The sequence below is a fragment of the Leptospira gomenensis genome (genome assembly GCF_004770155.1).
GTDB lineage: Bacteria > Spirochaetota > Leptospiria > Leptospirales > Leptospiraceae > Leptospira > Leptospira gomenensis.
This window is the reverse complement of sequence record NZ_RQFA01000032.1, coordinates 60,408-72,124: the sequence shown is the minus strand read 5'-3', so window position 1 is coordinate 72,124 and position 11,717 is coordinate 60,408. Positions and strand designations below refer to the sequence as shown.

The following is an 11,717-nucleotide window of genomic DNA, read 5'->3' as shown; positions in this document are numbered from 1 at the left end:
GTTCCGGAAACGATCGACTCGGAAGTAAGCGGGCCTCGTTTTTATTCTTTTTTTCGAAGAGAATTCAGAATTTTTTCTGCCAAAGTTTCCCCGATCCCGGGAACCGACATCAATTCCTCCTTGTTCGCCTCTTCGATCTTTTTTTCTCCGGAAAAATGTTGGAGTAAAAGTTTACTCCGTTTGAATCCGATATCGGGAACGTCCTGAATCAAAACGCGCATCGTCTCCTTGTTTCTCCGGGAACGGTGGAACGAAACCCCGAAACGATGCGCTTCGTCCCGGAGATGTCGGAGTAACTTCATTCCGGGGGAATTTACTTCGAAGATAAACGGTTCGTTGTCGCCGGGGAAATAAATTTCTTCCCGTTTTTTCGCCAAACCCACCATAGGAATCGTTTCGGCACCCGCTTCGACCGCCGCCTCGCAGGCTTTGGTGAGTTGTGTCGGACCTCCGTCGATCACGATCAGATCGGGAAAAATTCCTTCTTCGTTGATAATCCTCTGCAAACGTCTGGAAATCACCTCGTGCATCATACCCGGGTCGTTGATTCCGTCGTAACCCCTCATATTGTATTTGCGATATCCTTGTTTGAAAGGTTTTCCTTCGACGAACATCACACCGCTGGCCACCGGTTGTGAACCCTGAAAGTGGCTGATATCGTAACACTCAATGATATGAGGAGGTTTTTCCAAGGAGAACATTTCCTGGATCTCCTTCAGTCCCGCGGTTTGATCCCGGTAATGAGTTGCCAAAAGACGTTCGGTCAAACCCAGCTCCGCGTTTTTTTCGGCGAGTTTCAAAAGGGAACGTTTGTCCCCGGAACGAGGGGATTTGAGTTTGGGTCGAAAGCCGGTTTTTTCCTGAAGGATATCCACCACCATAGAAACCTCCTCCTTCGCTTCCGCAGGAAGAAGAATGACGGGAGGAACAAGAACCGCGTTCAGATAATAATCGCGAAAAAACGCTCCGAGGATTTCCGAATCTTCCGCACCCAAAACACCCTTAAACGGAAACGATTTTTTTGTTTCCAACCTTCCGCCTCGTATTTCCAGGAGAACCACCTGTCCCTCGTCCTCTTTTCTGGCGAAGCCGAGCACGTCCTCGTCTCCTCCGTCGGTGCTGACCACGGTTTGTCGTTCCCGAAAGTTTTGGATCCTTTGGAGCATATCTCGGTAACGGGCGGCCTTTTCGAATTCCAAAGTCTCCGCATACGAATTCATCTTCGAACTCAAATCGCTGGCGAGGGATTCCTTTTTTCCCTCCAAAAATTGAATCACTTGATCGACCACGATTTTATATTCCTCTTGGGAAACCGTTCCGCGACAAGGAGCCAGACAACGTCCCATATCGAAATTCAAACAAGGCCTTCTAGGTTTGGGAAGAGGAAGAATTTGTCTCGTTTTACGGATCGGAAAAATCCTAAGAATGATGTCTAACGTTTCTCGGGTGGAACGCACGTCCGAATACGGGCCGAAATATCGATCGCCGTTGTCTTTCAGTTTTCTCGTAACATAGACCATAGGAAACGGTTCCGAAAGGGAAACGCAGATGTACGGATATTTCTTATCGTCCTTAAGACGTACGTTGAATCTAGGATTGTGTTTTTTGATGAGGGTCGCTTCGAGAATCAAAGCCTCTTTTTCCGTTCCAGTGGCGATCCAATCCAAGTCGAAAATTTCCCTTTGTAAGGCCCTCGTCTTTACGTCGGGATGATTTTCCTTGAGATAATTGCGGACCCTCTTTTCCAGATTTTTGGCTTTGCCGACATACAAAACCTCGCCCTTTCTGGATTTCCACAGATAACAACCGGGAGAAATTCCCAGGTTTTTGATCTTTTCCAAAATCAGAGTGTGGTTCAAGATTTCAGGCATAATAAAAAGTTAATTTAGATTTTGATCCAGTGAATCGTATCCGGAAGTTTTTTCCGAAGTTCGGGAAGTTTTTTCCGTCTCTTCGCCGGCAAAACCGGCTTTTTGCGACTCGGCTTCTTCAACATCCGATTGGTTCGTTTCTGCGGAATGGAAATCGGATTCCAAAAAATTCTCCTCATCGATTGAGGAAACCGGAACGGGACCTTTTCCTTTCCGGGAATATTTTTCCTTTTTTCGTTTGGCGTCCTTACGTTTGTTTCGGATCAGTTTACGGTCCGATTCGGAAATGATTCCGGAGGTCTTGGAATTACGCTCTTCTACCTTTTCGCAGAGGATCGCGCGGGCCTTGTAACGATTGAGGCCCTGTGTTCTATAGAGGGAACATTTGACTTCGATCCCTGTGGGTTTGTGTTTGATGTGAACCGCCGTGGACACTTTGTTCACATTCTGACCGCCTTTTCCGCCGCTCCTGGTAAAACTTTCTTCTAGATCCGATTCGCGAATCTGCAAAAAGTCCATACGCTCCGCAAGTTTTTGTTCCTTTTCCGCGGAAACTGGAAAACGAAGAGCCATCGTCTACTTTAGATCCTGCAGTTCGAAATGATCGCGGAAATACGGAAACGGTTTTCCGCTATCGTCTAAACAGACGTAGGTGATCTTACAATCGATGATTTCCTTGAGTTCCTTTCTTCTTTGGCTTTTTCCGATGGAAGTGTTTCGTATTGTGATCGAGCTGTTTCCGATCTTATCGATCTTGGAAAAAATCTGGATGATGTCGCCGAGCAAGCCAGGACTGCGAAACACGACGTCCGACATACTCACCGTAACGATATTGGAGTAACGAATCTTTTCCATGACGAACATGGCGCATCCTTCGTCGATCCAAGCCAACATCTGTCCGCCGAAAAGAAAGCCGTGCTGATTGAGATCTCTCGACATGACGATATGTTGTGTGGCCAATTCCATTCCTTCCAACTTTTGATCGATAAAAACTTCCATAAGAATATTCTAATCTCCTTTTAAAACAAGCGAGGAAGGACATTCGATTTTGAGAACACAATCCTCGCAAAAAGTACGGTGCGCCTTACAACACTTTCTTCCTAAAAATATAAGATAGAGGGAAATGTCCCGCCAGTATTTTTTCGGAAGAAGATTCATCAGATCCTTTTCCACCTGAACGGGATCGTTGCTTTTGGTAAGACCCAAAACCTTGGAAAGACGATTAACGTGGGTATCAACAACGATCCCCTCTACGATTCCGTGTACTTCGGACAAAACCACGTTCGCCGTCTTCCGTCCGAACCCGGGAAGTTGTGTGAGTTCCGCGATCGTCCGAGGAAGTTTCCCTCCGAATTCGTTTAACAAAGTTCGGGCGAACCCGCGAATCGATTTGGCTTTGTTATGATAAAAACCCGTGGAAAAGATGAGTTTTTCTATTTCGGGAAGTTCCGCTTCCGCAAAGGATTCCAAACTGGGAAAGGATTTGAATAACCCGGGAGTAACCTGGTTGACCCGTTCGTCCGTACACTGAGCGCTCAGAATTACGGCGATCGAAAGTTCGTAGTCTTTTTGGTAATGAAGAGGGGTTTCGACTTTCCCGAATTCTTTTCTCAAAAGCGAAAAGATTCGGGAAAACCAAGTGAGAAACGCAGGATCAGGCTTTTGGAGCCGGCTTTTGAATTCCCGCGTATTTTTTCGGGGCAAGAACGCCTAAGGATCCGCCGTTGTCTTTGATGGCGGCCTTAATACCTTTTTTTCGGAGGGTACGAAGAGCTCTGGTAGAAAGACGAACGGTCACCCAGCGGTTTTCATCTTCCAAAAAGATTCTTTTTTTGATTAGATTTACCTTCCAGGTTCTTCTAGTCTTGATATGGGAATGGGAAACGTTGTTTCCAGAGGCGGTTCCTTTCCCGGTTACTTCACATCTTCTGGCCATAATATGGATAGAATCGACGGCGCCCGTTTCGTGTCAACTTTTCCGCCGATTTTCTGGCGTTTAGGATCGATTTTAAGAGACTTTTTTCATTTTTCACTGGAGAATCTTGGAATCCTAAAAAAGACTGCCCGCATCCAACTCATGTTTCGCAATTACTTCCGAAAACTTCAACTCAAATGGGAACGAATCTGGAACGTAAATCTACGTCCCATCCTTCAGAGCAAACGAACCCGTTGGACCCAAAAAAGTAGGTCTCTCTTCCAGGAAGAATTCCGAACCGAAACCATCGTCGAACCACGGCGGATCGGGCGGGCGCTTCGAGATGCGGACCATTTGCATGTGGGAAAACTTCCCGCAAATTGGGAGGGTTCGCTTCCTGTGGAAACGGAAATGAAATCTTTTGCGGGAGGAAAAAAGAAATTAACCGTTACAAAAACTCTAAACCTTCCGTTTCCGCAGAATCTCCGCTATCTGTTCTGGAAGAAGATTAGAAATTTCTTATGGACTTGGGAAGGACCGCCTTGGAAACGTTCGACCCGACCGGAACAGGAAACGAAACGAGGCCCGTCCTCGTTTTCCCTAACTTCGCCCAAACCTTATCGAATCTATCTCCATTCTTTTTGTACGGGCGAGGAGTCGATGCCGTTTGCGGATTGGAAGGATAGGCTTCCATTGGCTTGGATTGGGCAAGGCGCACCCGGAAAGATTCATATCCGATGGATCGCCGCAAAAGCGGCTTCCTTTTCGAAACAGGATTTTTATGAGGAACGTTATTCGCCCCCGTTAGCGTTCTGCGATCTTTTTACTTCCGGGTATTGGAGAGAATCTTCGGACAAATCCGTGGACCTACAACGACCGCAGTTCTACTATTTAGGAACCCTACTGCCCGAAGGGTTGGATCGTAAGGATCTTCCCGATTGGTTGGCGGAACGGATTTTGTTCGACGAAACGTTCCGTTGGAAGTCTTCACCCGAGGAACAAAACATCTCCTTTTTCGGGCGGGAACTCAGGTGGAGGATCGAGTCGGAATGGCAAGACCCCTTTTCTTCCGATTTTTTCGAGATAGGAGAAAAACGATTCCGATTGTATATCCCCGCTTCCGAACGGAAGGCTTTATTCGCCTCTCGCGCAATTTCCACCTATCATCCTTCGCGTCTGGCCTCCCGGATCTTCGAAAATCTCCTTTAAGAATCGAAAAAAAACATTACATTTTTATAAATCTACTACGTCGCTCCCCCCTACAAACACACAAAAACCGCCGTTTTATAACTCGCAGGTTTGAATCCGCATTTTTTTATCTCTTTTTTGACCGCTTCCGGCGCATTAGGATATATATAAACTTAGGATCGGTAAACCTAAAAAGAAATCCGTTTTCTCGGAACGACGTATATTCGAAAATTCTAAATCGTTTTCCGGAAACCGAAACAGTCTATCTTTGGAGTAACTTTTGTTCGATACGAGACACATACGAAAAACCTATGTCGTTTTATTGAAAAATTTGCTAAAAGGAATTTGACAGATTCAATCGCGGTAAAACTGATACACTAAACTATTTTCAGAGAGATTCATAGAATGAACAAAAAACTTTTTCTCAAACTTCTTTTGATCGGAACCGCGTTTACCGGAATCGTAAACTGTGCAACAATGGGCGTCGGCGGGTTTGATACCGCTGGAATTCTTTATTCCGACATCGCAAGATCCGAAGAATACTCCACAAAAATCGGAGCAAAAGAAGGAAAGTCCTGCCAGAGCGCGATTTTAACCCTGATCGCTTTCGGTGACGCTTCCATTCCAGGAGCGGCAAAAGAAGGAAAAATCAGCCAAGTTTCCACCGTAGCTTTCGAAGAAGTAAAGATTCTTTTGGGATCCATCTATAGAAAGAACTGCACCATCGTAACCGGAAACTAAGGGAGAATTTCATGAAGTTCAAACCTTTCAGCAAGATCCTCGTATTCGTTGCTGTAGTTCTTTTGTCCGTTAACTGTTTGTCAACAGCCAACGGAAGGATGAACACAGTTTACGGACTCGAGCCGATCGGAGTTTACACGTTCCCTACCGACAACAACTCACTCGGTGTAATCACAATTGCGGACGCCAAAGCGGATAAAAACGCAGACAAAAATGCGGAGACTCTCGTTTCTACGAAACAAGGGATGTCTTGCGTAACTCGTTTCGACTTATTCTTTATGCTGCCGATCGCATGGGGCGATGCTTCCGTAGGAGCGGCTGCTTCTAAAGGTGAAATCGCAAGAGTAAAGTCGATAGCCTATAAGACCAAAAGAGACGTGAGTTTCTTACCTCCCGGCTTTAGCGGAAAATATTGTACCATCGCATACGGAGACTGAGGTAAGTTATGATCCAAAAAAAAGTTAATTACCTTTTTTTGGCAATCCTACTGTTCATCGGTTTTGGGAATTGTATTTCTTTTGGCGTAAACGGACCGGATTCTGTGGGTATTTTCTACAGCTTCAACGGCCGTTCGGAAGAATACTTTAATAAAATCGGCCCAAAACAAGGTAAGGCTTGCCAATCTTCCTATTTAGGTTTAGTCGCAGTCGGAGATTCTTCGATTCCAACCGCGGCGAAAGACGGAAAGATCACACAAGTGACCAGTATTAGCTACGAAGAAAGTAAGGTTCTCTTCGGAGTCATTACAGAATCGTTGTGTACGATCGTGACCGGAAATTAATAGGAGCAGAAGATGAAAAAAAGAAATCAACCCTTTCGTTTGACCTTCGCGCTTCTCGTTTTAGCTTTCGTTTCAGTAAACTGCGTTTCTATCGGAAAATATCCGATGACCGGCTTTGGGGGATTCGAACCCTTAGGTTCTTATACCTTTCCGGCAACGTTGGATCAAAATCTTTTGAGTTACCCTGCGGATGGAAATTTAGGAAGTAAAGTGGGTATGTCTTGTGTTACAAGATACAATCATTCCTTCATAATTCCCCTATTCGCCACCGGCGACGCTTCCGTGCAAGCAGCCGCTGAAAAAGGAGATATCAAAAAGATCAGACATGTGAGTTTTAAAACGATCATTTCTACGAAATTCGCGAATCCGGGAATCCTTCCGATTCCTAACGTTTACTTTGCACCTTATTCACGATACTGCACCGTAGTATTCGGCGACTAAGAGAATTTCGATTTATCACGAAAAGCTGTGCTTCCTTAGGGAAGCGCAGCTTTTTGACTCGGTCCTCCCGATAATCACAATTCTATCATTTCGAATTGTCTCATTCAAACGTCCGTGGTTGAACGCTAAAACCCGGTTCGATCGGACAAAACATTGCATTTTGTCCGATCGCGAAAAAGCGAATTGGAGGATGGGGATTGCGGCAAACCTAAAACAATCCTCACCAACGTAAACGTTTCCAACGATCGATTCCCTCTCGAAAACGTTCCGGAGTCTCCCCGAAACCGATCCGAATCCATCCTTCCGCTTCGAAATCCCTTCCGGGTAATACAAAAACTCCGCATTGATTCATTAGTAAATCCGCATATTCCGAGGAATTGATTCCCTTTTTCAAAGGAATAAAAGACACCACTCCTCCTCCAGGCGAGACGAAATCCTTAAGTCCGGGCAACTCTTTCCATATAGATTCAAAATATTGAATATTGCAAACTAAATCGTCGAGGATTCGTTCCGACAATTCCTTTCTTTTTTGCAAAATTTTTAGAGTCAGAAATTCGGAAATGGGAGAAACCGTATGGGTTAAATAATCCTTAAACGATCTCGCCTTTTCGATCAAAGACGCCGGTCCGATCATCCAACCGATCCTAAGTCCCATCACTCCGAAACATTTCGTGATGGATCCGGTGGCGACACTTTTCGAATTCACGCCCGCGCCCGTCCAGGAAAGTTCGTTGTGATAATCCAAAAACCGATAGTGTTCGTCGAATAAAATCCAACCAGAATGTCGAATCGATTCCCTTTGGATCGCCTCCGCCGCGTTAACGTCCAAAGAAAGTCCGGTTGGATTGTGAGGATGATTGATGATCGCCAAATCCTTTCCCTCACGGAATAATTCCCCGATCAGATTCGAGGAAAGAAAAGAAGTCTTCCGTTCCAAAAACGAGGATAAAACCGACACAGGATGGAGATCCGCTCCGCAGAGTTTCGGGATTTCATACAAGGCTTGGAAGGCGGGATAAAAATACGACACGGAACTTCCCGGTTCGCAAAGGAGCCGAAAGAGTATGTAGAGAGCCTCTCCGGTTCCTGTCGTAATCAAAACCTCTTCCGGTCCGATTCCTGGATACAATTTCGCGATTTCTTCCCGTAACTTCGCTCCTCCGCGGTTGGGAGAATCCTCCAAAGAAATATCATTCCATTCTTCCGGAAGAATTTCCAGACGTCGCAACAACTCTCCGTAGTTGAGATTTCGGATTCCGCTTTCGCCCAAATTACAAGGCGCATTCGTACGATATCGTTCGAGACGGTCCTCGATATAAAATTCCCTCGGCTCCATCAGGACAACAAAGTGACGATCGCTCCTCCCAATAAAAACAAAACGGCGAAACATCCGAACGTGATCTGAATCCAAAAGTGGATTCGTAAACTCTTTAGCCCGATCCGTAAATAATCCAAATCCTCTCCCTTCGTATCCGTAATCCGTTTGAAGGAAATGCCTGCGCTAAAACTCCAAACCCCGGCCAGAAAAAACAAAACACCGGGAACCGCAAACCAAAACAGTCTTCCGAAATCTCCCGCCGTAAATGCGGAAAAAAAACAAACCCCGGTTAAGCAGAAAAAGGAAAAAGAAGCGGCACGTAACACTCTGCTGAGAGATAAAAACTCCCTGTTTTCGTCTTGGTTGAACTCATAGGATTCCATACTTTTAGGATCGGCCAAAATTAGGGTTGAACCTCAGAGAAACCCGATTTTTATGAATTTAATCCTCGTAAAAAAAATCTCGGAATCGTTGCTAACATGACTCACCCCGAATCCCTCATTCGCTCTTGGACCCAGGAACCCTTTCCCGCATCCGTTCGCAAAGAAGCCGCAACCGCTTTGGAACGATTTCAAAAAGGAGAATCCAGTCTGGATGTAGAAGCGTTTTCGATCCCTTTGGAATTCGGCACCGGCGGAATGCGGGGAAAACTCGGAAACGGTATCGGTAGAATGAACGAGTTCACCGTGGGTCGGGCCGCATTGGGTTTCGTAAGTTATCTCGCAAAAAAAAATAAAAGAGCGAAACTCGTAATCGCCTACGACTCCAGAAGAAGATCCAAGGAGTTCGCGGAAGTGACCGCGGGAGTGGCCGCTTCCTTAGGAGTTTCCGTAGTTCTTTTTTCGGAAGTTACTCCTACCCCGCTTTTGTCGTACGCAGTCCGTTATTACAAAGCTGCCGGAGGAGTCGTGATCACAGCCTCTCACAATCCCCCGGAATACAACGGATTTAAGGCGTATCTTTCCGACGGAGGACAACTGGTTCCGCCGGACGACAAAAAAATCATCGCAAGAATTGAATCCGTCTCCGATTGGAAAGAGATTCCCCTTCTTTCCTCCAAGGACCCTCTGTACAAAAAGATGGTGAAATCGGCGGGAAAGGATTGTTTTTCCTCCTACAAAAAGGAATTGGCCCGATCGGGAATTTTATCCGCCGCGCTCAAACCGAAAGACCGAACCTCTCTGAAAGTCGTCTATTCGCCGTTACACGGAACCGGCGGAAAATCCATGAAGGAACTTTTGAACGGATTCGGGTACAAAAACGTATTTCTAGTTCCGGAACAAAAGGATCCGAACGGAGAATTTCCCACGGTAAAATATCCGAACCCGGAAGAGCCCGAGGCGATGGAACTTTCCCGTAGATTCGCCAAAACGAAAAAGGCCGACGCGTTCATCGCGACCGATCCCGATGCCGACCGTTTGGGCATAGGCGTCAAAGACAAAAACGGCGACTACGTTCTGTTAAACGGAAATCAGATCGGTTCGATCATGGCCGCTTATCTATGTGAATCCTATTCCTCCTCCCGAAAAAAGAAAAAAGCCGTTTTGATCAAAACGATCGTGACCACCGATCTTCAGGAAATCATCGCCAAAAAGAACAAGGTGAAATACAAAAACGTCCTGACCGGTTTCAAGTTCATCGCTCAGGTGATGGCCAAACTGGACAAAAGTAAAACCGACTATTTCCTTTTCGGCGGAGAGGAATCCTTCGGATATCTTCCCGTTTCCTTTGTGCGTGATAAGGATTCCCTTTCCTCGGCGTTGTTGCTTTTGGAGATTCTCGCCGAAAAAAAAGATCTCCTTTCCTACATGGATTCCATCTATCTGAAATACGGACTTTTTCAGGAAGGTTTGAAATCTCTTACTCTGGAAGGAAGCGTGGGTAAGGAGAAAATCCGTAAATCCCTGGAATCTCTGCGTAACACGGATCTATTGGGTAAGACGATCCACAAACGAAAGATCGTGGGAGTTCTGGACTACAAAACCAAAGCCGCCAAAGGAAACGTTTCCAAATCCGCGTTCTCCGGTTGTCCCTCTTCGGACGTCATCCAAGTCGTTCTGGAAGGCAACGCAAAACTTACCATCCGTCCTTCCGGAACGGAACCTAAGATCAAAATTTATTCCTCCTTTCAAAGCCGTTTTGCTCCGCAATCCGCAAACGAAATCGTTTCACTCAAAGCGGAACTTCTTTCCGAAATCGGAATTTCCGAAGAAATATTTTTACAATTGGCAGGACTTTTATGAACGAAGCGGAAATTCCCAAGGAACTTTTCGAACACACCAAGGAACTTGCAGAACGTTATCTGATCGGCACGTATTCTCGATACGACGTAGCGTTTCGATACGGGGTCAACGAGCTGCTCTTCGACTTCGAAAACAAACAGTACATAGACTTTCATTCCGGCGTAGCCGTCACCAATTTGGGACAAGCGGACCCGGACATCATCGAAGTGGTCCGCACCCAAGCGGATAAACTCTTTCATACATCCAATCTTTTTTATTCGGAGGAAGCGTCCAAACTCGCCGAACTACTGATTCTAAATTCCTTTCCGGGAAAAGTGTTTTTGACCAACTCGGGAACGGAAGCGATCGAAGCGGCCTTTAAACTCGCTCGAAAATACGCGTATTCCAGAAGTATCAACGACCCGATCCTACTTTCTCTGGAGAACAGCTTTCACGGAAGATCCGTCTCCGGTATGAGCCTTACCGGTCAGGATAAAATCCGCAAAGGTTACGGCGATTTGTTGAAGGGAATCGAATTCGTGGAACCTAACAACGAAGAAGCGTTAGTCGCCGCTTTCGAAAGATATCAGGGAAGGATCGTGGCATTGATCGAGGAACCGATCCAAGGTGAAAGTGGAATCATCCCTCTTAGCAAAAACTTTTTGACTCTATCCAGGGAATTGACCGCCGAAAACGACGCACTACTGATCTTCGACGAAATCCAAACCGGGATGGGAAGGACGGGAACGTTATTCGCCTTTGAAACGACCGGTTTTAGTCCCGATGCTATGACCTTGGCCAAAGGACTCGGTTCCGGATTTCCCATCGGAGCCTTGGTCGTGGCCGAAAAATATCAGGACTTATTCACGGTAGGTTCCCACGGATCTACGTTCGGCGGAAATCATCTCGCGGCGGCGGTCGCCTACGAAACGATCCGAATCATTCAAACCAGAGAGGTCCTCAACAACGTCAACGTTTGTTCGGATCTTGCCTTCTCCCGGTTGAACGAAATGAAAGAACGTTATCCGGTCATTGCCGACGTTCGGGGAAGAGGTCTTCATATCGGAGTCGAACTCAAAATACCTTCCCGACCCGTCGTGGAAGCCTGTCTCAAAGCCGGTTTGGTAATGAATTCCACCGCGGAAACGGTGATTCGAATCATGCCTCCGCTCACGATATCGCCCGAATTTTTAAACCAAGGATTGGACATTTTCGAATCCGTACTCAAACAAAATTAAAA

13 protein-coding genes and 1 pseudogene are annotated in these 11,717 nt (G+C 46.1%); 7 read left to right on the top strand and 7 right to left on the bottom strand.

The window, feature by feature from the left end; genetic code table 11:
• Positions 1-41 precede the first annotated feature (41 nt).
• From uvrC to rpmB, 5 genes and pseudogenes are all read right to left on the bottom strand, one after another.
• Positions 42-1,871: an excinuclease ABC subunit UvrC gene (gene uvrC / locus EHQ17_RS07060; RefSeq protein ID WP_135592417.1), complete on the bottom strand. Its 1,830-nt coding sequence runs from the start codon at positions 1,869-1,871 to the stop codon at positions 42-44.
• Between the two features lie 165 nt (positions 1,872-2,036).
• Positions 2,037-2,444, bottom strand: a pseudogene (locus tag EHQ17_RS07055) (peptide chain release factor family protein); the annotation flags it as partial.
• Positions 2,445-2,447: 3 nt separating this feature from the next.
• Positions 2,448-2,870 carry an acyl-CoA thioesterase gene (locus EHQ17_RS07050; RefSeq protein ID WP_135592413.1) on the bottom strand — a complete coding sequence of 141 codons (423 nt, stop codon included), beginning with the start codon at positions 2,868-2,870 and terminating at the stop codon, positions 2,448-2,450.
• Positions 2,871-2,879: 9 nt separating this feature from the next.
• A complete protein-coding gene (locus tag EHQ17_RS07045; RefSeq protein WP_135592411.1) occupies positions 2,880-3,575 on the bottom strand; it encodes an endonuclease III domain-containing protein in 696 nt (231 codons plus the stop codon).
• Positions 3,526-3,807 carry a 50S ribosomal protein L28 gene (gene rpmB, locus EHQ17_RS07040; protein ID WP_135592409.1) on the bottom strand — a complete coding sequence of 94 codons (282 nt, stop codon included), beginning with the start codon at positions 3,805-3,807 and terminating at the stop codon, positions 3,526-3,528. Before rpmB ends, EHQ17_RS07045 begins: the two co-directional genes overlap by 50 nt.
• 390 nt (positions 3,808-4,197) lie before the next feature.
• Here rpmB and EHQ17_RS07035 point away from each other — a divergent pair, with 390 nt between their 5' ends.
• The 5 genes from EHQ17_RS07035 (at position 4,198) to EHQ17_RS07015 (ending at position 6,937) form a co-directional block, all read left to right on the top strand.
• Entirely contained in the window at positions 4,198-4,995 is a 798-nt protein-coding gene (locus tag EHQ17_RS07035) for a hypothetical protein (protein WP_135592407.1), read from the top strand.
• A 384-nt stretch (positions 4,996-5,379) separates the two neighbouring features.
• Complete coding sequence (locus EHQ17_RS07030) at positions 5,380-5,715, top strand: TRL domain-containing protein (RefSeq protein WP_135592405.1); 336 nt, start codon at positions 5,380-5,382, stop codon at positions 5,713-5,715.
• Between the two features lie 11 nt (positions 5,716-5,726).
• Positions 5,727-6,152 (top strand): TRL domain-containing protein, encoded by a 426-nt coding sequence (locus EHQ17_RS07025; RefSeq protein ID WP_135592403.1) that lies wholly within the window; start codon positions 5,727-5,729, stop codon positions 6,150-6,152.
• 8 nt (positions 6,153-6,160) lie between these two features.
• The gene (locus EHQ17_RS07020; protein ID WP_135592401.1) at positions 6,161-6,496 is read left to right on the top strand and encodes a TRL domain-containing protein; all 336 of its coding nucleotides are present in this window, start codon (positions 6,161-6,163) and stop codon (positions 6,494-6,496) included.
• 12 nt (positions 6,497-6,508) lie between these two features.
• Positions 6,509-6,937 (top strand): TRL domain-containing protein, encoded by a 429-nt coding sequence (locus EHQ17_RS07015; protein ID WP_135592399.1) that lies wholly within the window; start codon positions 6,509-6,511, stop codon positions 6,935-6,937.
• A 220-nt stretch (positions 6,938-7,157) separates the two neighbouring features.
• Here EHQ17_RS07015 and EHQ17_RS07010 read toward each other — a convergent pair whose 3' ends face one another.
• Together EHQ17_RS07010 and EHQ17_RS07005 are read right to left on the bottom strand one after the other, a co-directional pair.
• Positions 7,158-8,273, bottom strand: a complete 1,116-nt coding sequence (locus EHQ17_RS07010) for a pyridoxal phosphate-dependent aminotransferase (protein ID WP_135592398.1) — start codon at positions 8,271-8,273, stop codon at positions 7,158-7,160.
• A complete protein-coding gene (locus tag EHQ17_RS07005; protein WP_135592488.1) occupies positions 8,273-8,638 on the bottom strand; it encodes a hypothetical protein in 366 nt (121 codons plus the stop codon). Before EHQ17_RS07005 ends, EHQ17_RS07010 begins: the two co-directional genes overlap by 1 nt.
• Positions 8,639-8,734: 96 nt before the next feature.
• Between EHQ17_RS07005 and EHQ17_RS07000 the strand changes: the two genes are divergently transcribed.
• Both EHQ17_RS07000 and EHQ17_RS06995 read left to right on the top strand, forming a co-directional pair.
• Entirely contained in the window at positions 8,735-10,498 is a 1,764-nt protein-coding gene (locus EHQ17_RS07000) for a phospho-sugar mutase (protein WP_135592397.1), read from the top strand.
• The gene (locus EHQ17_RS06995) at positions 10,495-11,715 is read left to right on the top strand and encodes an aspartate aminotransferase family protein (RefSeq protein WP_135592396.1); all 1,221 of its coding nucleotides are present in this window, start codon (positions 10,495-10,497) and stop codon (positions 11,713-11,715) included. Before EHQ17_RS07000 ends, EHQ17_RS06995 begins: the two co-directional genes overlap by 4 nt.
• Positions 11,716-11,717: the final 2 nt, after the last annotated feature.